Below are 24,270 nucleotides of genomic sequence, written 5' to 3'. Positions count from 1 at the left end.
TTTACCGATATGACGGATTCAGGAGGGGGCATATGGTCGACGAAACGATGAAACCGGGCGGTGTGAACAGAGGTGGTGATGGGGCGGCGGCCTCCCGCGATTCGTCGTACGATGCATCGGCTTCTCCCAGCGGCGACGCCGGCGGCGGCAACCAGCTCGAACGCAGTCTGAGTAACAGACATATCCAGTTCATCGCCATCGGCGGCACCATCGGCACCGGCCTGTTTCTCGGCTCCGGCAAGTCAATCGCGTTGACCGGCCCGAGCATCATCTTTGTCTATATTTTGGTGGGTCTGGTGATGTTCCTGCTCATGCGCGCCATCGGCGAGCTGATGTATCACGACCCGAACCAGCACACCTTCATCGGCTTCATCGGCAAGTATGTCAGCCCTGGCTGGGGCCGTTTCGCCGGCTGGAGCTATTGGATCGTCCTCATTCTCATGGGGCTTTCCGAAATCACCGCCGTGGGCATATACTTCGTCAGCTTTTTCAGGAGTTTCGGCATAGACCTGCACCATTGGCAGTGGCTTATCGAGATCTGCTTCCTGCTGGCTCTTTCGCTGATTAACCTGATCGCGGTCAAGGCGTTCGGCGAGACCGAATTCTGGTTCTCGATGATCAAGATCACGCTCATCGTGGCCATGATCGTCACGGCAATCGTGATGGTCGTGATCGGCTACCATTATCCTGCTGCGCACATCAATGGCGTGGATCACGTCGTCCCCGCCGGTCATGCCGGTTTCGACAATCTGGTCAAGGGGTTCTCCCTTGCCCCGAACGGCTGGCTTGCGTTCCTGATGAGCTTTCAGATGGTTTTCTTCGCCTACGAGATGATCGAGTTCGTGGGCGTGACCGTCTCGGAGACCAAAAACCCGCGTAATGTTCTGCCCAAGGCGATCAACGAGATCATCATGCGGATCCTCATCTTCTATGTGGGCGCGCTCGTGGCCATCATGCTAATCGTGCCGTGGCGCGTGTTCCAGCCGAACAAGGACGGCTCCTTCGCCTCCCCCTTCATCATGGTCTTCCAGTACGTGGGTCTGAACTGGGCGTCGGCGCTCGTCTTCTTCGTGGTCCTGACCGCCGCGTCGTCCGCGCTCAACTCCCTGCTCTACTCCGCGGGGCGCAATCTGTTGCAGCTGTCGCAGGAGTCCGGCTCGCCCCTGGTGCGCAAACTCGGCGTCGTCTCCTCGCGCAAGGTGCCGGCGCGTGGCATCATCCTGTCCGCGGCGCTCATCCTGCTGGCTCCGCTGATCAATCTGGTTCCCCAGGTTTCCAATGCGTTCATGCTGTTCACGTCGGCGTCAAGCGCCGTCATCATCTTCGTCTACGTCCTGATCATGCTTGCGCATCGTGGTTACCGTCGTTCGGCGGATTTCGACCCGGACGGGTTCGTGATGCCGGCATACAAGGCCACCGGCGCCGTCACCGTCGCGTTCTTCGTCTTTATTTATCTCACGCTGTTCATTGCTTCTGATACGAGACTGCCTGCGGCCATCGCCCTCATCTGGCTTTTCGTGTTCGGAGGGTACAACGTTATGCGCGAACGGCGCGTTTGACGCGCGCTGTGTTGAGTTGAATCGAGTATATTTACAACCCTACCGCCGCTTTTTGACGTTATGCGATTTGTTTGGTGTCTGCGAGCGGCAAAAGCATGATACGATGTCAGTTGCAGTTAGGGGTAGAACGATGTATGCATTCTCGGTGTTTCTGGTGGGATTATCGCCTCCGGCAAAAGAAGGCGACGAATTGACGCTTCGGGCAAGCGTACGTTCGCTCATAAGGTAATACAGTGGCAATGGGATGAAGACGTGTGTATCATATCTTTTGCATGGTTGTGATGCAGGGCATGTACGAGACCCCGTGCACATGTGCCTTGGAAAGAGCGTCGCCGGATGGTTGAACGGTATTTCTAGGTAATTGTTGTTGATTTACGTAATAGTTAATAGAGAATTCGGAGTATGAAAATGTTGAATGGTGTGAAAGCTCAGAGCGGGGCTCATCAGCGTCAGGAGAGGACTTGGTGCGTCCGTGCCACGACCGAGCTGGCTGATTGGGTGCTGGCGAGTGCGGATTATGAGCAGGTTCGTCCGTCCGTCGTCATTCGTGAGGCCGTGGGTGAATATCTTGGCAATCATCATGCTGATCTGCGTCCTGTCTATGAGGACAAGGATTGATTTTCTGCGGTTTTGAGCTGTGACAGGCGGGGTCTTTCGTCAGGGACGAGGGGCTCCGCCTTTTTCTTTGCTTATGGTGGTTTTCGTTTGCGGTGGAGGGGTGTTTTTGGAGTTCGTTTCCGGTCGGTTCTGCCTACGCTGCCCGCCTTGTGTTGATTGCCCCGGCATTCTTGGACTCCATTTTTGGCCGGTTCTGCCCCGTGTTGTCTGTTGTGCCTCGTCGTGCCGCGTTTCTGCGGCCGCGTGTGCTCGATGGAGGATAGGCGTGGCGGTGCGGTGGGGGGGGGGTGAGCGGGGGAACGGGTTCGCGGAGGTTGGCTGGTTTCAGGGCGTGTAAGTCGATCGTTTGCCTTGGTTTGTGTGGGGCGGATCGGGGGTTTGTCGGGCAATCTTCGCAAGCGGTTTGTGTGTGATTGACGTCGAACGATAAGACGCGGGCCGTGGATTAAGCCGATGCAGAAATGTGATGAATGCTGCATCTGATTAAATGCTCATAGGGTAAGATATTCAGTAGGATAGCTTTTAATTACGTTTGAGGGCGAGAGGGGCTCGGCATGGGATTCGAACAGGAAGCGATGCAGGCGATGCGCGAGGAGATGCATAACGGAAGGTCGACCATGTGGCGTCAGGTGGAGGGTGCCAGCAAAGGCGAGCCGTTCGTGCTCCGTCAGCTGTTGAGGCACGGCACGCAGACCCCCTCCCGCCTGGCCCAAGCCCTGCATGCCAGTTCGGGTCGGGTCTCGGCGCTTTTGGGGGCGCTTGAGAAGAAGGGGTATGTCACTCGTCAGATCAACGAGAACGACCGGCGCAACATTCTGGTTTCCCTCACCGATGCAGGTGCCGCGCAGGCGCGGCACGACAGGGATGACATCGATTCGGCGGTTCGCTGGATCTTCTCCCAGATGGGGGAGCGCCGCACGCGTGAGTACGTCGGCCTGACGCAGGAGTTCATGACGTACATGTCGGTGTGCCGGCCGGGCGAGCCTCGTCCGGATCCGAAGGTGATCGAACAGGCCTTTGCCGAACGTGCCGTGCGCGCCGAAGCCAAGGAATCCGATGCGTCGGACGGTGAGGTGGGCCGTGGGTCCAAGCCGGGCGGGGCTTCGTGGTGATTGCACGGGTCGCTGCCGGAGGTTCTTTCGGGATCGGTTGGGGCGGCGGCCCTCTGCGAGTCCGGTGAAACGAATCGCAATCCCGTAGGCCAGGAGCATCATTCCATGCAACGTTCAAATATCTAACACTATTAACAACCAAGGGTGTTCGGTAGTCCAGGCTCCGAAACCCGCGTATTCCTTATCGCGATATGGAAGGAAGCCATGTTTCGCATCAGTAGATATCTCTCGAAAACGGAGATAGGGCAGCTTATCCTGAGCCTCGCGTTCATAGCGGGACAGGTGTTCTTCGATCTGAAGCTGCCCGATTACATGTCCAGCGTCACCAAACTGGTCGAGACCCCCGGCAGCAGAATGGCCGACATCTTCAAGGAGGGCGGCAAGATGCTGCTCGTCTCGCTGGGATCGGTCGTGTGCGCCATCATCGTGGGCTATCTGACGGCGCGCGTGGGGGCCTCGTTCAGCCAGCGTCTGCGCTCGCTCGAGTTCCGCAAGGTCGAGTCCTTCGGGCCGGCCGAGATGCACAGGTTCTCCACCGCCTCCCTGATCACCCGCTCCACCAACGACGTCACGCAGATCCAGATGTTCATCACCATGGGCGTGCTCTTGATTTTCCGCGCGCCGATCATGGCGGTGTGGGCGATCGTGAAGATCGCGGGCAAAGGCTTCGAATGGACGGCGGCCACGGCGATTGCCACGGTGATCGTGCTGCTGTTCGTGATCATCGTCATGGCGTTGGTGATGCCGAAGTTCCGCTCCATGCAGCGGCTGACCGACAACATCAACGCCGTGGCCCGTGAGAACCTGACCGGTCTGCGCGTGGTGCGCGCCTACAACGCCGAAGCCTACCAGGAGAACAAGTTCTCCAAGGTCAACGACGAACTGACGAACACGCAGCTGTTCACCACGCGCGCCATGGCCGCGATGAATCCGGTGATGAGCTCGGTGATGAACGGCCTGGGTCTGTCGATCTACTGGATCGGCGCGTACCTGATCAAGGACGCGATGCTTCCCGCGGACAAGCTCACGCACTTCTCGAACATGGTGGTGTTCTCCAGCTACGCCATGCAGGTGATCATGGCCTTTCTGCTGCTGAGCATGGTGTTCGTGCTCTGGCCGCGTGCCGATGTTTCGGCCCAGCGCGTGCTTGAGGTGCTCGGCACCGAGCCGTCCGTCATCTCCGGCTCGCAGGAGGCCGGCCTGCCGGGGCACGCCGGCGAGGTGGAGTTCCGCGACGTGAGCTTCGCGTACCCCGGCACCCGCGACACGATGCTCTCCGACGTTAGTTTCAAGGCGCGGAAAGGCCAGACGGTCGCCTTCATCGGCTCCACCGGTTCCGGCAAGTCGACCCTGGTCAATCTGGTGCCGCGTTTCTACGACGTCACCGACGGGCAGGTGCTCGTGGACGGCGTCAACGTCAGGGACTACGACCTGAAGGCGCTGCGCGACAAGATCGGCTATGTGCCGCAGCAGTCCGTGATGTTCAAAGGCACCGTGGCATCGAATGTGACCTACGGCGACCGGCCGGGCGACAAGGACGACCCCAAGGAGCTTGAACTCGCCGACACGTCGACGGCCAAGGGGCGTAAGCGCGAAGCGGCCCTGATCGCCGCAAGCGGCGCCGCCGAAGGCCTCGATCTGACCCCCGAGCAGCGTTCGAACGTTCGCATCGCCAGCGAGGTGGCGCAGGCCGACGAGTTCGTCGATCGGATGGACGGCGGCTACGACGCGCCGATCGCCCAGGGCGGCTCGAACGTCTCCGGCGGTCAGAAACAGCGTCTTTCCATCGCCCGGGCCGTGTACCGCCACCCTGAAATCATGATTTTCGACGACTCGTTCAGCGCGCTCGATTTCAAGACGGACCGGGCCGTGCGCGACGCCCTGAAACGCGAGGCCGGCGACGCCACTAGGCTCATCGTGGCTCAGCGCGTGGGCACGATCATGGACGCGGACACCATCGTCGTGCTCGACGACGGCAGGGTCGTGGGCGAGGGAACCCATAAGGAGCTGCTGGACACCTGCGAGGTCTACAGGCAGATCGCCCAGTCCCAGCTGACCCCGGACGAGCTGGCCGGATAGGCCGCAAACGCTTTCGACGGGCGTGCCCGGGGGCATCGACCCCGTTGGCCGGAAGGCGTCCCGCCGGAGCGCGAATCCTGAGACGTTAGAACGACAATCATATAAGGAACTATCATGGCGAAAAGAATGAGGGGGCCGGTGGAGAAACCGGCAGATTTCGGCGGGGTGATGAAAAAGCTCATGCGGTATTGCCGCAGGTGGGTCCCCGCGGTCGTCGTCGCGCTCGTGCTCGGCGCGGTGGCCACGATCTGCCAGATCGCGGGTCCGAACGAGCTGAAGAACATGACCAACGCCATCGTCGACGGGCTGAAACCCAGGATGGCGGGCGGCAAGCCGGTCATCGTCAACGGCGCGCCGGTGCTCGCGTCCGTGGACATGGACCAGGTCACGCGCATCGCATGGATCCTGGTGTGCCTGTACGCCGCGTACGCGATCCTCGGCTACGTCCAGCACTGGATGATCGCCACCGTCACCCAGAGGGTGGGTCAGAGCCTGCGCGAGTCGATCTCAAGGAAGATCAACAGGCTGCCGCTCAAGTACTTCGACAGGACCAGCTTCGGCGACGTGCTCAGCCGCATCACCAACGACGTGGACGCCATCGGCCAGACGCTGGGCCAGTCCCTCGGCATGCTCATCACCTCCACGACACTGTTCATCGGGTCGCTGGCGATGATGCTCTACAACAACGTCATCATGACGCTGTGCGCCGTGGTCGCCTCCCTGCTGGGCATGGTCATCATGACCGTCATCATGCACTTCTCCCAGAAGTACTTCGTGGCCCAGCAGCTCGCGCTGGGCAACGTCAACGGCCATGTCGAGGAGATGTACTCCGGCCACATCGTGGTCAAGGCATATAACGGCGAGGCCGACTCCATCCGCCGCTTCGAGCGGTACAACAACGACCTGTACGACTCCGCATGGAGGAGCCAGTTCCTTTCGGGACTGATGAACCCGCTGATGAACCTCATCGGCAATCTCGGCTTCGTGGCCGTCTGCATCGCCGGCGGGGCCTTGGCCATCAACGGCAAGATCGAGTTCGGCGTGATCGTGGCGTTCATGATGTACGTGCGCCTGTTCACCCAACCGCTTTCTCAGTTCGCCCAGGCGTTCCAGAACCTGCAGCGCTGCGCCGCCGCCTCCGAGCGCGTCTTCGGCTTCCTGGAGGAGCCCGAGATGAGCGACGAGACCGACAAGCCCGCGCTGCTTGGCCGCGACCCCAAGACCGGCAAGGCCGAACGCGTGCGCGGCGACGTCGAGTTCAGACACGTGAGCTTCGGCTACGAGCCGGGCAGGCCGATCATCCACGACTTCTCCGCCTCGGTCAAGGCCGGGCAGAAGATCGCCATCGTGGGCCCCACCGGCGCCGGCAAGTCCACCATGGTCAACCTGCTCATGCGCTTCTACGACATCGACGGCGGGTCCATGACCATCGACGGCATCGACACCTCGACCGTGCCGCGCGCCAACGTACACGAACAGTTCTCGATGGTTCTGCAGGACACGTGGGTCTTCCGCGGCACCGTCAAGGAGAACGTGGCATACGACAAGAAAGGCGTCACTGACAAGCAGATCGAGGACGCCTGCAAGGCCGTGGGGCTCGATCATTACGTGCGCTCGCTGCCACAGGGCTACGACACCGTGCTGGACGATAATTCGTCGCTTTCGCAGGGCCAGCGCCAGTTGCTGACCATCGCCCGCGCGATGGTGCAGGATGCGCCGATCCTGATCCTCGACGAGGCGACCTCCTCGGTCGACACCCGCACCGAGGAACTCATCCAGAAGGCGATGGACGAGCTTACCGTGGGGCGCACCAGCTTCGTGATCGCGCACCGTCTATCCACGATCCGCGACGCGGACATGATCCTGGTGATGAACCACGGCGACGTCGTCGAGCGGGGCACGCACGAGGAGCTGCTCAGGCGGGGCGGTTTCTACGCCGACCTTTACAACAGCCAGTTCACCAGCCTGGTCGCGTAGACCGCATATAGGCCTGCACGGACTTAAGCGTCGCGTATCGCCTCATATGGGCGCGGAACACGACGCTTTGCCGTCTCTGCCGTTACTGTCTCGACTGTCTCGTTCTTCCGCCTGACATTCGGGTGATTCGGGACGTTACGGGGTTCCTGGAGTCGAATTCTACCGGATGCGAGGAGAAATGAATCGCGACGTGACGTGTTTTGGGTCGTAGGGTGGAATGCCGCCGGATATGCGGGTGAGACCGGGCGACGGGACTGCTGCCGCATGGTCGAACTCTTCCCGGTATGGGGGGGGGGATTGACCACAGATATGGTACGGCCGGTCGGGTCCGCGAATGCGGGAAGCCGACCGGCCGCCTGCTCGGCTTCCCGTTCGTTCCGGACTACAGCACCTTGGTGCGTTCGAGCTGCTGGCTGAACCAACGAGAGAACCGGCTCGGCTTGTGCACGATCAGTCCGACGGCCAGCGCAATGGCGGCATAGATCAGCACAATGCCCATCTGCATCCAGTAGTCCCCCTGATAGATGCCCGCGATGGCCGCGCGCGCCGCCTGAATCGAGTGTGCGGCCGGCAGGAACGGGTTGACGGCGCTGACGAACCTGGGCAGCACCTGGAGCGGATACGAACCGGATGAGCCGGAAATCTGCATGACCAGAACGATTACCGCAATCGCCTTGCCGACCGTGCCAAAGCAGGCGACCAGCGTGTAGACGACAAAGGCGTAGGTCAGGCCCGACAGCCAGCCGGCGAGCATGAAGAGCATCGGATGCACCGCATGGACCCGAAGGAACAGAAGGGTTCCGGCGCACGAGAACGTACTCTGCATAAGACTGATGAGGGCGAAAATGCCGAAACGTCCGAGATACAGCGTGTTCGTGCCGGGATTGACGGTGATTCGCCCGGCTTCGGCGATCGGAGTCGCCTTCCGGGTGTCGTCTTGGGCTTCGCCGACGGCGGCGCCCCGCCTCAGCGGTCTGGCGCGTCCCCTGCCTCCGTCGCCCGCACGGTCCCAACCCCATCCTCGGCTGGCTTCGCCAAGCTGGCGCCGCACCCTGTCCGACACCTCGGTCTTGACCGTCAGCGCGATGAGCACCGAACCCACCCACAGCGGAATGAAGGTGTAGAACGGGGTGAGCGCGGTGCCGAAGTTCTCGACGGGGAAGACGGCCGTGCGTTTGAGCTTCACGGGGGTCGCCAGGACCTCCGAAAGTTCGCCCGGATCGCCGGCCAGCAGCCGTTTGACCTGTGCCATGTCCCCGCTGTTCAAAGCGGAACTCAGTTCCTTGCTGAAGTTCCTGAGCCGCTTCGAACTTCTGTTCAGCAGGTCCTGTGATTGCGCCAGCTGCTTGCGCGTATCATCGAGCTTCGTTCCCATGCCGTCTGCGGCGCCGTCGATCCCTCCAATGGCCGTGTTCAGGTTCGAGGCTCCGGATTTGAGCGAGTTCGTCGCCTCCGTCAGCGACGAGGTCAGTGCGTTGATCTGCGGCTTGAGGGTCGCGTCGAGGTTCGAGTTGAGGCCTTGGATGGACTTCTTGGTCTGATCCGCGAGCTGCTTGGCCTCCTGACGTTGGCCTTCGGCCGCCGCGGTGCCGGAGTCCAGCTGGGCGGCCGCGACGTTCAGGGTGGCCTGTAGCGCCTTCTGCTGCTGGATGATCGCCTGAAGTTGGGCCAGGGCGTCGTTGAGCTGGCCCGATGCGTTCACCGCGTTGAGCCTGTCGTAGATCTGCTGGTAATTGGCGACCTGCTGACCGACGGTGGAGGCTTCGTCCCGCATCGTTTTGGACACGTCGGCCGAGGACTTGCCCGCGCTGGCGAAAGCTCCGTCGATGGTGTCGCCAACCGAGCCATAGCTGGCGGCGCTCTGTTTCAGCGCCGTCGAAAGCGTCGCGACCGTCGCTCCGAGCGCCTCCGACACGTCGGACACGCCTTTGCCGGCCGTGTCGATGTCCTTGGCCGAGTCTGAGGCGGATTTCGCGGTGCCGCCGAGCAAAGCCGAAGAACTGGTCAGCAGCGACTGCGAAGCGGTCACCAAGGCGCTGTAAGTGCCCAAGGTATTCGATTGTTCGCCGAGTTGGTTGGCGAGGTTGTCGATGTTGCCGGCGAAGGTGCTGAGCCGCGCGCGCGACGCGGGGTCGTCCAGATGGTCGGAAAGACCCGAGGCGACGCTCAGCGCGGTGGCGGATATGGTGCTGGCGAAGGTTTTGTTGACCTGGGTGGCGATCTGATCCGCCCCGGCGCCCGTGACCTTCGGGGCGACCGCGTTCTTCTTCTCGTTCGTGTAGTACTCAAGCGTCGCGTGCCTGGAGTCCGGTGAGAAGAAGGTCATCATGTCGCGGCTGAAATCCTCCGGAATGATGACCGCGGCATAGTACTCGCCGGATTTCGTGCCCTCGATGGCTTTGTCCTTTGTGGTGAAGGTCCAGTCGAGTTTGCTGTTGGCGCGCAGCCGGTTGATCACCTGGTCGCCGATGTCGGTTTTGATGGGCATGAGGTCGCTTTTGTAGCCCTTGTCGACGCTGGCGACGGCGAATTTCAGATTGCGCGTGTTGCCGAACGGATCCCAGCTCGCCGTCACGTTGAACCAGGTGAAGATCGCCGGAATCACCACCAGACCGATCATGATGATAATTGAAATGATATTGGATGTCATGCGCCTGACGTCGCCCTTGAACAGTTTCCATATTGTGTTCATCGCAGTCCTCCCTCCGTCGCTCCTTCATCGCCGGGTTGTTCCGTTGTCCCGCCCTTTGGATCATCGCGTGATCCGGCGCCGGGCGTGTTTCCGGCCGCCGGTCCGGCTGTGGGTTCAGCCGGACCGCTCTGGCGGCCGGAGCTGTCGGACCGGCCGATGGTGTCGTCGAGCCCGATGGCGTCGGCGGTCTGCACGGAATCATTGAGCACGTTGCGCAGCATGGCGATGTCGCCGTTTTCGATGCGCACCGTGTCATCGGCGTCGTTCGGTTGGGCGGCCGTGAAGGCCGGCAGGCCGGCGTCGCCGGTCGGTCCCGCCGCCCCCAAAGCCCTGGCCTGTCGGTTCCGTCTTCGCGTCACGCGTGGCTTGTCGTAGGTCCGCAGCAGAGCGTGCACGGCCTCGTCGTCCAGATTGCCCAGCTCGGCCTGCCGCGCAAGGTTGTCGCGGTAGAGCTCGACACCGACGAAGAAGACGATCAGTATCAGGTACCAAATGATCCATGCGGCCAGCGCCACGTCCTTCACGCCGGGCGCCAGGGAGAAGGTGACGGCGAAGATGACCGGCACGACGAACCCGAGTACGACACCACCGCGCGTCAGCCATGGGTAGAGCCCGGCGAAATGAGTGGTGCGTTCCTGAAGCGCGTCGTGGAATTCCCTCTTGTCCGCCAGCACGCTCAGAGCCTGGGCCAGCTTGAATTCGTGGCCGATGTGCAGGGCCGGCTCGTTGACGATGATATCGCTTTCCGCAAGCTGACGGTCAACAAACCGTCTCAGACCGCCGTTATGCGGTTTGAAAGCCAGCCCGATGGCGGAGAACACCAGCGCGAAAATCGCCAGCTTGCCGATGTCCACGAACCAGTCCGCCCGGTAGAAGCCCGCGATGGCCTCGCGCAGCGCCTTGATGCCGTAGGTGAAGGGGAAGTAGGGGTACATCGAACGGAAGAACCTCGGCATCATCTCGATGGGGTAGAGGCCTGAGGAACCGGGGATCTGCACGATGACAAACGCGATGCACAATGCCTTGCCGACGTGCATGAACGCCGTCGACAGGGCGTATGCGATGCTCACGTACACGATTGACGCCAGCACCGCCGTGAGGTAGAAAACCGGGATGTTGTGGCACTGCACGCCGATGATCAGGTCGCCGGTGACGGCCGCGACGGCCTGCAGCACGCCGATGAGCATGAGCACGAGCCCGCGCCCCCAGTAGCGTTCGCCCGGCGTGGGGCTGTCGATGCCCTCGTCGTCGACTTCCAGCTTCATCAGCACCACCAGCATGAACGCGCCCACCCACAGCGTCAGATTGGTGAACAGCGGAGCCATGCCGGAACCGTAAGTGGACACCGGGTAGACGACCTTGGTGTCCAGCACGGTGGGAGAAAGCATGAAATCCGCGATTTTCGAAGCGTCGAGCCGGGGATTGCCGGTTTCCTTCTTCAAAACGTCCGACGTGTTCAGAAGGGCCGAGCCGTTCAATGCGCCCAGATCCGTGGTGAGTGTGGACAGGCGGTTCTGCAATGCCGCCAGTCCCTCGTCAGTGCCGCCCAAAGCCTGTTGCATGGCCGCTGTCGTCTGGTCGAGCTGGTCGAGGACGGAGTTGGCCTGCGCGACCAGCGCGTTTTGGGTTGCCAACCCGGCGCTGGTCGTCGCGCTCGCCGACGCCAGTGAATTCAGCCCGGTATTTAGCTGCGGCAGCGCTCCGCCGGCCAGGCTGTTGCGCGCGGCCCCGGAATTCGCCAGCGCGCCTTGGGTCGCCTTATCCACGCCTGTGGCGCTCGCGGTGACACCGGAGACCAGCCGCCCGAGATTTTCGCTGGAATTGAGGTTCTGGAGACTTTTGATGGAGTCGTCAAGCCGCTTGTTTTCGGCCTTGAGGTCCTGGACGGCCTGCTGGGTCGCGGGGTCTGTCGGGTGCATCGCCCCCAGTTGGTCGATCAGAGTGTTGTTGTTCTGGTTGATGCTTTTGGCTGTGGACAGTGCCAGGCCGACCTGACCATTGGCCTGAGTGAGCCCTGCGGCGATGGAGCTGATTGCCAGGCTCGCTTTTGCGCTGGACTGCGAGATGTCGCCGGCGCCTTGGTCGAGGGTGGTATTGGCCTGACCGACGAACGTATTGAGACCCGCTTGCGTATCCGTCAGGGAAACCGAGGCGGATTTCAGCTCATTGGCGGCGAGCTTGCCGTCCTGCTGCACGTTGGCCAGCAGCGTCCGAGCCTTCTTGATTTTGTCGGGCATCTGCGTCAGCCGCGCGTTCAACTCGCCTACCGATTGGCGAATGCTCGCCGTGGTGGCTTGGGTCCGATTAAGGCTTGCGATGGTTTCGGCCGTGGCGGCTTCGGTGCGGGAATCGACCTTGGCGCCGGCCTTGTTCAGCGTGCTCGCCACCGCCTTGCTCACCGTGGACACGAAGGTCTCGTTGACTTGGTCGTCGACGGTGGAGGCGCCGCTATCCGTCATGCGGGTTGCCAGGGCATTGGCCTTTTCGTTGACATAATATTCCAGTGTCGGCTGTGCCGTCTTTCCCTCGAGGATTCCGGCGACCTTGCGGCTGAAATCAGGTGGGATGACGATCGAGGCGTAGCTCTCCCCGGACTCGACGCGTCGCCGGGCTTCGCTCGAGTCGGCGAAATTCCAGCCCATCTTCTTGTTCGTCCTGAGCTGGTCGACGATCTGATCGCCCATCCTGAGTTTGCCGGCAAGCTTCGAGTCGGCTTCCCGGTCATTGTTGACCACGGTGACCTTTATGCCCTGCGTGTTGCCGTACGGGTTCCAGAAACCCGCGATGTTGAACCATGCATAGAGCGGCGGGATGATGATGAGTCCCACCAGTACGATCCAAGCCGCCGGTACTCGTAGCACGCGCAGAATGTCGCGTCGGGCGATGGCCATAACGTTGCGCATAATCCCCCTCCGTCTGGATGACCGCTGTCCACAAGGCATTCAGCCTATTCGAGACTATGAACCTATAGCTGAGGGCATACACCGATCGTGCATGCACGTATAGTGATGATCTTGCTCTCCGTTGATCGGGCGTGGGGTGCGGTCGCGGCCGTATCCGTGGTTCGTGCGCCTGTGACCGGGTTATTGGCGGCAAGGTGGTTCGGCGTGTTGTGGCCGGGTCGGCGGAATCCCGTACGCCGATTGGAATTTGGGGGCAGAAGATATCCTTAAACGGGTGTGGGCTGGTCGAGCCGGGTGTTCAAGCAGACGGTCCGGCGCTAGGCGTTTGAGAGAATGGTGTAGGGTAACCTTGGAATACATGACGGAAACGACGGAAGAGAAGCAGGACAACGACATCGTCACGCCGCATGGCGCTCGGTGGCGGGCCGTGAACAGCGCTGTCGAGCGAGTTCGTGGACCCGGCGTCATCGCCGCCCGCGTTTATGGGACACTTGTTCTGTTGATCGGCTTGATCGGCGTGCCTTATGTGGGCTACCAGATCATCGAGGGCATACGTCTCTTCCTCATCGGGCGCATTCACGCCGACCCGCTTGATCTGACTTTCCTGCTGACGTGCGCCAATGGCCTGGTCTCCTTCGCCAATGCCCTGGGGCTTACCGTTTTCGGCGTCGTTCTGCTGCGAGACAAGCGACACTATGCGGCTCGTTGGGCGTATGCGCTCATGGCGGTGACGGTGGCCCAAGCCCTGTTGTCGCTGGCGTTGCAGGGGCTTGGGCCCGGCGTCCTGGTGTCCACGGCTCAAGTGGCGATACTGGTGGTGCTTGCCATCGGGCTGGACCCGGCGCTGGTTGAGGAACGTATGCTGCAACATGCATTGAAGCGTATGGACGAGCGCGATGAGTACTTCGAGGCTCGCGAATCGGGAACGCTTGGCCGCGACCCCAGCGGCAAGGGCTATATCAAGCTCGACGTGTTCAACGTGTTCTGGCTCTTCTTCGTCGGCTGCGTCGTGGGACTTCTGGTCGAAGAGATTTACCATCTGGTGTTCTACAACGAATGGCAGAATAGAGCCGGCCTGCTTTGGGGGCCATTCTCACCGATTTACGGGTTCGGCGTAGTTATTGTCACCATGTTCCTCAACCGGTTGTGGAATGCGAATTGGGCGGTGATTTTCTGCGCCAGCGCGGTCATCGGCGGCGCATTCGAAGCGTTCGTCAGCTGGTTCATGCAAGTCGCGTTCGGCGTGATCGCCTGGAACTACTCGAATGACTGGCTTGCGTTGTTCGGCGGGCGCACAAGCGGCAAATACATGATTTTCTGGGGGCTCGGCGGGCTGATATGGATACGGAAGCTGCTGCCGCCGCTCCTGAAATTCATTAACCTGATCCCATGGAAGTGGCGTTATGCTGCGACCGCTGTGGCGCTCGCGTTCATGATCGTGGACATGGCCTTTACGCTGATGGCGCTTGATTGCTGGTACGGGCGTCTTGCCGGGATGCCTCAGACGGCCCCCGTCACCCAATTCTTCGATCAGCATTACGGCAATGATGTAATGCAGCATCGTTTCCAGACGATGACGATGAACCCGAAGTGGTCGGGTCGGCAGTAGTGGCCTTTCCGCTTTTGTAGGGGGTTGCTCGTGCGTTCATGACAATAGCGCCGGGGCGTTTCGGCTCAGACTGATGTCCTCTGAGCCGAAACGCCCCGGCGCTATCGTGGTTTATGCGGCGTTTACAGCATGCAGGACACGCAACCTTCGACCTCGGTGCCTTCGAGCGCCTGCTGGCGGATGCGGATGTAGTAGAGCGTCTTGATGCCCTTGCGCCATGCATAGATCTGCGCCTTGTTGAGCTCGCGCGTGGTCACGCCCGCAGGGAAGAAGAGGGTCAACGACAGCCCCTGATCGACGTGCTGGGTGGCCTCGGCGTAGGTGTCGACGATCCTCTGCCAACCGATCTCGTAGGCATCCTCGAAGTATTCGAGGTTGTCGTTGGTCATGTACGGCGCGGGGTAGTAGACGCGGCCGGTCTTGCCCTCCTTGCGGATCTCGATCTTGGAGGCGATCGGGTGGATCGAGGAGGTGGAGTGGTTGATGTAGGAGATCGAACCGGTCGGCGGCACGGCCTGCAAATACGAATTGTAGATGCCGTCGCGCAGAATCTCGTCACGCAGCGTCTCCCAGTCGGCCACGGTCGGGATCGCGATGCCGAATCGTTCGAACAGCGCCTTGACCTTTTCCGTGCGCGGTTCGAGCGAGCGGCGCCCGTCGGTGTATTTGTCGAAGTAGTTGCCTTGGCCTGCGGGCTTGGCGTAGTCGGACTTCTCGAAGTCGGCGAACCTCGTGCCGCGTTCCACGGCCAGCGCATGCGACGCCTTGTAGGCGTGGTAGGCCACGGTCATGAAGTACATGTCGGTGAAGTCCAGAGCCTCCTCCGAGCCATAGTGCATGTGTTCGCGGGCGAGGAAGCCGTGCAGGTTCATCTGGCCCAGGCCGATGGAATGTCCTTCTTCGTTGCCGCGTTTGATGGATGGGACCGAGTCGATGTGCGTGTGGTCCGAGACGCTGGTGAGCGCGCGGATGGCGGTCTCCACAGGCTGCGCCAGACCCGCGTCCATCGCCTTGGCAATGTTGAGGGAGCCGAGGTTGCAGGAGATGTCCTTGCCCACATGGCCGTAGCTCAGGTCGGCGTTGTAGGTCGAGGCCTCCTGCACCTGGAGGATTTCGGAGCAGAGGTTCGACATGGTCACGCGGCCGTCGATCGGGTTGGCGCGGTTCACCGTGTCTTCGAACAGGATGTAGGGGTAGCCGGACTCGAACTGCACCTCGCCCAGGGTCATGAAGAACTCGCGGGCGTCGATGTAGGTCTTGTGGATGCGGTCGTCGGCCACCATCTCGTCGTACTTTTCGGTCACGGAAATGTCCGCGAACGGCTTGCCGTAGACGCGTTCGACGTCGTAGGGGGAGAAGAGGGCCATCTTCTCCTTGCGCTTGGCCAGTTCGAAGGTGATGTCGGGGATCACGACGCCCAAGGAAAGCGACTTGATGCGGGTTTTCTCGTCGGCGTTTTCGCGCTTGGTGTCGAGGAAGCGCAGGATGTCGGGGTGGTGGGCGTTGAGGTACACCGCGCCCGCGCCCTGCCTGGCGCCCAGCTGATTGGCGTAGGAGAACGAATCCTCCAGAAGCTTCATGACCGGAACCACGCCGCTTGACTGGTTCTCGATGTGCTTGATCGGGGCGCCCTGCTCGCGAAGGTTGGACAGCAGCAGCGCCACGCCGCCGCCGCGCTTGGAAAGTTGGAGAGCGGAGTTGATGCCGCGGGAGATGGACTCCATATTGTCTTCGACCCGCACAAGGAAGCAGGATACCGGCTCGCCGCGCTGGGCCTTGCCGAGGTTCAGGAAGGTCGGGGTCGCCGGCTGGAAACGGCCGGAGATGATCTCGTCGACGTACTTGATGGCGGCGTTCTCGTCGCCCGCCGCGAGTTCCAGCGCCACGGCGCCCGCGCGCTGGGGGAAGTCCTCGAGGTACTGCTTTCCATCGAAGGTCTTCAGCGCGTAGGAACGGTAGAACTTGAAGGCGCCGAGGAAGGTCTCGAACTCGAAGCCGGAGTTCTCGACGTGGTCGTAGAACCTGTCGAGGAATTCGGGCGAATACTGCGCGAAGACGTCCTTTTCATAGTATAGATTGTCGATCAGGTATTTGAGTCGGTCCGCGGTGGAGTCGAACTTCATGGTGTTCTGGGCCACATGCCCGGTGACGTAGGCGCGTTCGGCCTCCTTGTCGGCGTCGAACTGGATGTTGCCGTTTTCGTCGTAGAGGTTGAGCATGGCGTTGAGCGAGTGATAGTCGTGCTCCGGATCGAAGCCTGTGTCTTCGGTGGTGTTGTCCATGCTCAGCGTGGAATCGGTCAGACCCATTGCGGGGTTCCTTTCGGTTGTTGGTTTATGATATACGGTTCGGTCTTCTCGTTGTGGACGGGCAAAATGGCGGAATCGCAATGATCCGCTTTCAATGACCGTCGAGAAACTAACCCTGGTTGTCGATGAAAAACTGTTTGACGCCGTCGCGTACCTGCTGCTGATCGTGCGGGGTTCCCAGAAGCTCGAAATTGTACATGAACGGCACATGGCACTTTTGGGCGATGATGTCGCCCGCCGCGCAAAAGGCCGTGGCAAAGTTCCGGTTGCCGGAGGAGATGACCCCGCGGATGAAGCCACGGTTCCTGTGTCCGTTGAGGAACTTCTTGATTTGAGGCAGTATGGCCTTGGCGATGTTGCCTCCGCCGTAGGTGGGCACGATAAGGATGTACGGCTCGCGCACCTGCAGCGGCGGATCTTTGGGGCGCAACGGTATGCGATAGACGTTGATGCCTTCGGATGGAAAATCGCAGGCTTCGATGAAGCGCGCCGTGTTGTTCGAGACGGAGGAGAAATAGACGACCGCCCCGATGTGCTCGACGCCTTGTGGCACGCGGGTTTCGGGCGCGCTTGGCGATTCGCATTCGTCATCGTAGGGCGACTGTGTGCCGGTTGCTCGAATTGCGGGCGCATCGGCGTTGGCGGAATCGTTTACGATGGCGGATTCGCCTGACTCCGGTTCCGCCTCGACGCCAACCGGGGTTGTCTTTCCGGCGCACGGTTCCGCCGGTTCCGGCGCGGGGTTCAGTCGCTTGCCGGATGCCGGTCGCCCGTTCTGCGGCGTGGTCTGGATCGCGGATGCAATCGTCGTCACGCCATAACCTCGCTGACGCTTGCGTCTTGTGTTGCCGCTTCGGTCACATTCCGTTCCTCGGCCTCGGCCGGATGCCCGTTGCCGAGTGCCTTGATAAGGTCGGGGCGGTAGCCGCTCCAGGATGCGTCGGGCGTAATGACCACCGGTGTCTGCTTGAACCCTGCCTCGATCAGTTGTTGCACGGTCGAAGGGTTATTGGTCAGATCGACCTGTTCGAATGCAATGCCCTGGCGCTTGAGCTGGCGTTCGGTCGCCATGCATTGCGGGCAGTGTTGTTTCGTGAAGACGGTTACCGTCATCTGTGCCTCCTGGGTTTTCGTTTCCTGTTGCCTGATATGGCCAGATTACAGGCACATAGTTCCAAAGGGAACCCCAAGAGATAGTAGCGTGTCGTATTTTCAAACACTAGATATAGTGATTTGCGCTGAAATGACTACTTACGCATGGGTTGCGTATTTTGAGTATTGCAAAAATGGCTTCGCTAGTGTTAGCGACTTCACATTAGATGGCTCGAATCATCCACTGGATGCTTCCTGAAGTGTGCACAATTGTGGATAATTCGGTGGATAACTTGGCTGTGGATGGGGGAAAGAAGGTTTGCCAAGGGGCTCCGCTCGGAACCGATGGTCTTTGGCTATGCCGATCCGTCGATTGCGGAAGGTGGCTGTCGGTGGCACCGTGGCCTATTCGCGCAGGACCCCGATCAGGGCGCGGGTCGCACGGTCGATGTCCGCGATGATGGCTTGCTGGGACTGTTCGGCTTGGGTGGTCTCGCTCAACAGCCGCATCCCGCTGGAAACCAGTCCCTTGGTCAGTGCCACACCCACTTCCGGGGCGGAGGGCTTCAGCCGCTCCCATGCCTGAACGATTGGGGCGTTCACCTGCTCGTGGAGGCTGGGTTGACCTGGTTGCAGAGGCTGCTCGCCGGTGCCTGCGCCATGTTCGGGGGCATCTTGTTCCTGGCGCTGGTCGCCCCCGTTGACGGCACCGGGGGCGCAATCCTCCTTGTCGGATTGCCGGATCCGCGTCTGGCGTGCTTTGAGCGACTTGCCGCAGTAAGGGTCGACATAAGGTATCGAAAAATCCGGGTCGCCGTCGGTGTCGTGCGGATCCTTGTCGTCGCCGGTGATGGCGCCGGAGCCGACGGGGTTGCCCCTTCCGTCCTTCGAATCGTCGTTTTCGCGCTGTCTTTTCGCGTATTCCTCCGCATCGTCCACCGGCAAGCGCATAAGCCACTCATGTCCATGTATCACGGATTGTTCGAGGTTGACCCGGACCCATGTGGCGATTACCTCGACTGGATCGTCGAGTCCGTCGAGCGCGTTGTTCAGCGTGTCGATCCACTCCGGCAGATGGCGCTTCATCAGACCTCGCCGCAGGTCCTTCATGTCGTGGACGTAGCGGTATATCGAATTGCGCGCGATACCGGCCCCGCGGCTGACGGCTGCGGGGGTCAGGCCGTCGGCGCCCTGCTCGCGCATGATGGCTTCGGCGGAGTCGAGCAGGGCGTTCATCGTGTTGCGGCGGTGCTCCTCGAGCGTCGCCTCCTTGATGCGTGGCATGGTGTTCCTTTCGGCCGTGGGCTTATTCGCGGTACGCCGTATGAGTCGTGGCGCGTATTGTCGTACATATGCACATATCGGTCGCTGCACGTTTGTGCATTGTAATAAATTTATACGATTTGCCGCATGTCGGCTTGCGCAATCCATTTTAGCGACGTATAGTCTCAAAAAGGTCGCGACGGTGTGTCGCGAAAAATATCGATCCGTCCGAACGACGGGGAAAGCGTCCATGTGATTATGGCTGAAACAATGAACGGTGGCCAAAAAGTCGCCACTAAAACCGAGGATGGCGCGGGCAAACCGCCATGGAACGCCCTATGGGTCCTTGCGTTGGCGCTTTCCATGATCGTGCTCGACGGCTCGATCGTCAACGTCTCCATTCCGGTGATGATCCAGAAGATCAACCTCACCCTCACCGACGCCCAGTGGGTGACCTCGCTCTACAACATTCTTTTGGCCGCGTTGCTGCTGCCTTTTGGCAAACTCGGTGACATGAAGGGCCGCAAGGCCACGTTGCAGGTCGGCGTGGTCATCTTCGTGGCCGGCTCCGTGCTCGCCGCTTCCTCCAACGGTGCGGCGCTGTTGCTCACGGCGCGCGCGGTGCAGGCCGTCGGCGGCGCGCTGGTGATGCCGTCCACGCTTTCCATCGTCTCGGCCTCGTTCCGCGGCAAGAACCGCGCCATCGCATTCGGCGTCTGGGGTTCGGTCATGAGCGCGGCCGCGGCAGTCGGCCCGTTCCTCGGCGGTTTGTTCACCCAGACCATCGGCTGGCGTTGGATCTTCCTGGTCAACGTGCCGCTGGGCCTGATCGTCTTCCTGTGCGCGATTCCGTTCGTGCCGCAAACCGGCGGCAAGGCCGGCGCCTCGGCGATGGGCGCAGCCGCCCAGGCCGCCGCCAAGTCCGGCCAGCCTAAGCCCGAAGGCTTCGATCCGCTCGGCGTTGTCCTGTCCGCCCTCGGCTCCGCGTTCCTCATCTTCGGCCTGATCGAAGGTCAGACCTACGGTTGGCTCAAGCCCAAGGGCGAGTTCGGCATCGGCGGTTTCGCATGGGGCAGGAACTGGCCTGTCTCGGTCATCCCGTTCTGCATCGTGTTCGGCATCGTCTCCTTCGTTCTGTTCATCCTCACCGAAACCAGCCGCGCCCGCAACGGCAAGCCCGTCATGCTCGACCTGACCCTCTTCCGCATCCCCACCTTCTCGTTGGGCCTTACTGCGGCCGGAGCCATTCAGGCCGGCGAATTCGCCATCATGTTCGTGCTGCCGCTCTACCTGATTAACGTGCGTGGTCTGAAGATGATTCCGACCGGTGCGCTGATCGCCACCATGGGCTTGGGCGCCATCGTCTCCGGTGGGCTGGCGCGCTTGGTCACCGCAAGAATCGGTTCCACGCACACCGTGCAATTGGGTCTGGTCATTGAAATCCTGAGCGTTTTCGGCATCATGTTCCTGATGAGCCCCGGCATTTCCGTCGCGTGGATGCTCGTGCCGATGGTCCTGTATGGCTTCGGCCTTGGCTTCGCCGCCGCGCAGCTGACCAGCCTTGTGCTCGCCGAAGTGCCCGTCGCGCAATCCGGCGAAGGCTCCGCCACGCAGTCCACCATTCGTCAGCTGGGTACGGGCATCGGCTCGGCTGTCGCGGGCATGGTGCTCTCCGTCATGGTCACGCACACCGCACCGGGTGCGCTTGCGGGCGTCAAGGAACTACCCTCCCAGGTTATTGACGGTCTGACCACCTCGCTCGACGCGTCGGCCGGTTCCGCCATCGTGGGCATCCGCGCTCAAGGCACGACCGGCAAACTCGGCGCGCTCGGTCCGCAGGTGGTCGACGCCATGTCGGCCTCCTTTACCACCTCGGGGCAATGGACCCTCGTGGTTGCCATCGTCATGCTCGCCATCGGCCTGATCGCTTCCGTTTGGGTGGCCCGTGCGGTCAAGCGCGACCACGTCGAATAACTTCTGCGGGCTGTGAGGCTCCCGTCGCTTCCGGCGGGGCCTCAGGCCGTCGGCCGTCCACCGTGGGCCTATCGGCTCGATTTCGACTGTTGATCCGATTCCGGCTGTTGACCCGATTGCGCATCGGTCGTTAAAAAACGGAACCTGCGGCTGGCTAAGATTCCATTCCTATACTAAGTCCTGTGGTGTCTGCGAATAAACGGATTCTGATTTCCATTCAGGTTCCGTTTACTCGCTGAATTCCGCGGTGTGCTGCACCCGCGCCACCGGTTCCCGAAAGCCTAATGAATATACCGGCTTCCCGTCAATCCTAAACCGATTGGATGGGGAGCCTTTTGCTATTCCCCGCGGCAGTCGGGATGCCAGTTGTGCCTCATGTGACGGCTTGGATCTCCCGGATGTGGGCAAACTAAATGAATGTAACCAATATCATTGTATGGCATATCACAGTGAACGAGCTTGCGTAGCGGTTGCGCGACGGATAATGTGCAAAGGATAAAAAAATCAGACCCGCCGTTTTGATTCGAGGCCGGTGTCGCGTCAAAGAGGATTCATTCGCATGACGCGGCACCGGCCTTTCTGTCTTATATTGACGGCCCGAAGGATTGTGGCGGTGGTCCGATACGCTATTTCGCAAAAGGAAAGTCAAATGCCAACAACCGTGGTTCAGACAACGGGCGCGACGCCTGACGCCGGTCAGACGCAGCCGCGAACACCTTCGAAGCGCGACGTGCTCTTCGTCTTCATCGGCCTTATGGTCACCATGCTCATGTCTTCGCTCAGCCAGACCGTGCTCTCCACTGCCATGCCGACCATCGTCGGAGACCTCGGCGGCGTCGACCGCATGACATGGGTCGTCACCGGCTACGCGCTGGCCATGACCGTGATGATGCCGGTCTACGGACGTATCAGCGACCTGTTCGGTCGCAAACCCCTGCTGCTCATCGCCATCATGCTGTTCATGTGCGGCTCCACCGTGGGCGCGCTGGCCGGCAGCATGGATTTCCTGGTCTCCGCCCGCGTCATTCAGGGTCTTGGAGGCGGTGGCCTCATGATTCTTTCGCAGTCGGCCATCGCCGACGTGGTCCCGGCCCGAGAGCGCGGCAAATACATGGGTGTGATGGGCGCCGTGTTCGCCGTTTCGTCGGTGGCCGGTCCCCTTATCGGCGGCTGGCTGACCAGCGGTCCCGGCTGGCGCTGGGCCTTCTGGATGAACCTTCCCCTGGGTGTGCTTGCGCTTGCGGCCGTGGCGTGTTTCCTGCATCTGCCCAAGCCCAGCAAAGAGAACCAATCCCACATCGATTACTTCGGCATGGCCCTGATTGTGGCCATCACGCTGATCATCGTGCTCACCTGCACCAACACCAGCAAGCTGAACACCTTGAACTGGGTCGAGGTGGCCGCTGCCCTCGTCGTGCTCATCGCCTTGTTCGTCTCCGTCGAGCTCAAGGTCAAGGAACCGGTCATGCCGATGATGCTCTTCTCCAACTCCAACTTCGATGTCGCCACCATCGGCGCGCTGCTGATCGGTGTGGCCATGTTCGGCGTGCTCAGCTACCTGCCGACCTACATCCAGATGACCACCGGCGTCACCGCCACCCAGGCCGGACTGCTCATGGTTCCGATGATGGCCTCCGTGCTGATCACCTCGATCATCTCCGGCAACCTCGTTTCGAAGACCGGCAAATACAAGGCTTATCCGATCGTCGGCACCATCATCATGGCCTTGGGGCTTGCGCTGACCTCCACGCTGAAGGCTGATTCGCCGGTCTGGATGCTGTGCATCTATACGATGGTTTTCGGCTTGGGACTAGGCTTGGGCCAGCAGATTCTCATGCTCATCGTTCAGGATGCCTTCCCAGCCGCGATTGTCGGGACCGCGACCGCGTCGTTCAACTATTTCAAACAGGTTGGCGCCACCATCGGCTCGGCCATCGTGGGCAGCGTCTTCACCTCAAGGCTGACCGGTTTCGTACGCGATAACCTCGCCGCGGCGATGGCTCACGTGGCCGCAGCAGGTGCCGGGACTGCGGGCGGCAGGGGCATGGCGGCGATGAAGGGCGCCACGGTGCTGAGCCCAAGCGACCTGACCCCAAGGGCGGTGAACGCGTTGCCTGGAATGTTGCGCACGCCGATCGTGGACGCCTACAACAGCGCCTTGCTGCCGATCTTCCTGTGGATGGTCCCGTTCATGGTCGCCGCCGTGATCGTGTTCTTCTTCGTGCGCCAGAAGGAGCTCTCCACCTCCATCGAGCACTGAGCGCCTTCCCGTTTGCGTGGCGGACCTCAGCGGCACCGTTCTGGCTGGCTGGCGGACGCGTGTTTAATGGATGGTGATGGCTCGTCTGACGTGTCCGCTGAAATCTGTCCCGTCAAATAGTCCTTTGGCGGGGCAGGCTCGCGCTTTGGCAAAACGCCTTCTATCGCAGCAGGTAGTCTTTGGCTGACACGAAGCGGCCGTTGGGGGTGCGGAAGCTGGAGCCGCCACGGTAGACGACCTGACGCTGCTCGATTGGGATGTCGAGGTCGCGGCCGACGGTTTTCAGGTGACGGAAGAAGTCGTCGCGCGGCGTGATGCCGGATCTGATCTCAATGAGTTGCGGCGAAAGCGAGTCGGTCATGTCCATCAAATCGACTTCAACGGCGTTGGAGTCGCGGTAGAAGTAAAGTCGGGATTCGCCGTTCGCATTGAACCCGCGCTTGAGCGTCTCTTCGATGATGAGGTTCTCGAACACGGCTCCGCGCTTGGGGTGCCGAATCAGCTCGCCGACGCTATGGATGCCGAGCAGATAGCACAGCAGGCCGGTGTCGTAGAAATAGAGCTTCGGCGTCTTCGTCAGTCGTTTGCGCGCGTTCGAAAAATACGGGGGCAGTAAAAACACGATATAACTGGCTGCGAGGATATTCAGCCATTCTTTCGCCGTGTTCGGCGATATTTGTGATTCCCTGGAGAGATGGGTCGTGTTCAGTAATTCCCCGGAACTTTGCGCGCAAAGCCTCAGGAACGTCTCAAATGATGAAAAATCACGGATGTTGGAAAGCGTGCTCACGAAGAATAATCATGAAGGTGTGTGCTTCCGCGA

15 protein-coding genes are annotated in these 24,270 nt (G+C 60.9%); 8 read left to right on the top strand and 7 right to left on the bottom strand.

Going from position 1 to position 24,270, the window contains the following annotated elements; all coding sequences use genetic code 11:
• Positions 1 to 32 precede the first annotated feature (32 nt).
• The 5 genes from BBOH_RS05140 (at position 33) to BBOH_RS05120 (ending at position 7,345) form a co-directional block, all read left to right on the top strand.
• Positions 33 to 1,559, top strand: coding sequence for an amino acid permease (locus BBOH_RS05140; protein ID WP_161786443.1), 1,527 nt, complete (start codon positions 33 to 35; stop codon positions 1,557 to 1,559).
• A gap of 402 nt (positions 1,560 to 1,961) precedes the next feature.
• Complete coding sequence (locus tag BBOH_RS05135; RefSeq protein WP_033522157.1) at positions 1,962 to 2,177, top strand: hypothetical protein; 216 nt, start codon at positions 1,962 to 1,964, stop codon at positions 2,175 to 2,177.
• Between the two features lie 554 nt (positions 2,178 to 2,731).
• Positions 2,732 to 3,289, top strand: coding sequence for a MarR family winged helix-turn-helix transcriptional regulator (locus BBOH_RS05130; RefSeq protein WP_044098147.1), 558 nt, complete (start codon positions 2,732 to 2,734; stop codon positions 3,287 to 3,289).
• A 204-nt stretch (positions 3,290 to 3,493) separates the two neighbouring features.
• Complete coding sequence (locus tag BBOH_RS05125; RefSeq protein WP_033522159.1) at positions 3,494 to 5,368, top strand: ABC transporter ATP-binding protein; 1,875 nt, start codon at positions 3,494 to 3,496, stop codon at positions 5,366 to 5,368.
• Between the two features lie 114 nt (positions 5,369 to 5,482).
• Positions 5,483 to 7,345 (top strand): ABC transporter ATP-binding protein, encoded by a 1,863-nt coding sequence (locus BBOH_RS05120; protein ID WP_033522160.1) that lies wholly within the window; start codon positions 5,483 to 5,485, stop codon positions 7,343 to 7,345.
• Positions 7,346 to 7,727: 382 nt separating this feature from the next.
• Here the strand turns inward: BBOH_RS05120 and BBOH_RS05115 are convergent, their stop codons facing one another.
• Positions 7,728 to 10,037, bottom strand: a complete 2,310-nt coding sequence (locus BBOH_RS05115) for a YhgE/Pip domain-containing protein (RefSeq protein WP_035140270.1) — start codon at positions 10,035 to 10,037, stop codon at positions 7,728 to 7,730.
• Positions 10,034 to 12,940 carry a YhgE/Pip domain-containing protein gene (locus BBOH_RS05110; RefSeq protein WP_052118219.1) on the bottom strand — a complete coding sequence of 969 codons (2,907 nt, stop codon included), beginning with the start codon at positions 12,938 to 12,940 and terminating at the stop codon, positions 10,034 to 10,036. The genes BBOH_RS05115 and BBOH_RS05110 overlap by 4 nt, the downstream gene beginning before the upstream one ends.
• A gap of 358 nt (positions 12,941 to 13,298) precedes the next feature.
• Between BBOH_RS05110 and BBOH_RS05105 the strand changes: the two genes are divergently transcribed.
• Entirely contained in the window at positions 13,299 to 14,549 is a 1,251-nt protein-coding gene (locus BBOH_RS05105; protein WP_081930339.1) for a putative ABC transporter permease, read from the top strand.
• A gap of 122 nt (positions 14,550 to 14,671) precedes the next feature.
• Here the strand turns inward: BBOH_RS05105 and nrdE are convergent, their stop codons facing one another.
• From nrdE to BBOH_RS08270, 4 genes are all read right to left on the bottom strand, one after another.
• A complete protein-coding gene (gene nrdE, locus BBOH_RS05100) occupies positions 14,672 to 16,831 on the bottom strand; it encodes a class 1b ribonucleoside-diphosphate reductase subunit alpha (RefSeq protein ID WP_237743163.1) in 2,160 nt (719 codons plus the stop codon).
• A 136-nt stretch (positions 16,832 to 16,967) separates the two neighbouring features.
• Complete coding sequence (nrdI, locus tag BBOH_RS05095; protein WP_044098224.1) at positions 16,968 to 17,480, bottom strand: class Ib ribonucleoside-diphosphate reductase assembly flavoprotein NrdI; 513 nt, start codon at positions 17,478 to 17,480, stop codon at positions 16,968 to 16,970.
• Positions 17,481 to 17,668: 188 nt separating this feature from the next.
• Entirely contained in the window at positions 17,669 to 17,971 is a 303-nt protein-coding gene (locus BBOH_RS05090; protein ID WP_044098145.1) for a glutaredoxin domain-containing protein, read from the bottom strand.
• A gap of 384 nt (positions 17,972 to 18,355) precedes the next feature.
• The gene (locus tag BBOH_RS08270; RefSeq protein WP_052118220.1) at positions 18,356 to 19,234 is read right to left on the bottom strand and encodes a TetR/AcrR family transcriptional regulator; all 879 of its coding nucleotides are present in this window, start codon (positions 19,232 to 19,234) and stop codon (positions 18,356 to 18,358) included.
• 237 nt (positions 19,235 to 19,471) lie between these two features.
• Between BBOH_RS08270 and BBOH_RS05080 the strand changes: the two genes are divergently transcribed.
• Together BBOH_RS05080 and BBOH_RS05075 are read left to right on the top strand one after the other, a co-directional pair.
• Positions 19,472 to 21,187, top strand: coding sequence for an MFS transporter (locus BBOH_RS05080; RefSeq protein ID WP_237743140.1), 1,716 nt, complete (start codon positions 19,472 to 19,474; stop codon positions 21,185 to 21,187).
• A 649-nt stretch (positions 21,188 to 21,836) separates the two neighbouring features.
• Entirely contained in the window at positions 21,837 to 23,447 is a 1,611-nt protein-coding gene (locus BBOH_RS05075; RefSeq protein ID WP_044098142.1) for an MDR family MFS transporter, read from the top strand.
• A gap of 160 nt (positions 23,448 to 23,607) precedes the next feature.
• Here the strand turns inward: BBOH_RS05075 and BBOH_RS05070 are convergent, their stop codons facing one another.
• Positions 23,608 to 24,237: a DUF4143 domain-containing protein gene (locus BBOH_RS05070; RefSeq protein ID WP_044098141.1), complete on the bottom strand. Its 630-nt coding sequence runs from the start codon at positions 24,235 to 24,237 to the stop codon at positions 23,608 to 23,610.
• Positions 24,238 to 24,270: the final 33 nt, after the last annotated feature.

The sequence above is a fragment of the Bifidobacterium bohemicum DSM 22767 genome, from assembly GCF_000741525.1.
GTDB classification, from domain to species: domain Bacteria; phylum Actinomycetota; class Actinomycetes; order Actinomycetales; family Bifidobacteriaceae; genus Bifidobacterium; species Bifidobacterium bohemicum.
This window is presented reverse-complemented; position numbering and strand designations above follow the sequence as displayed.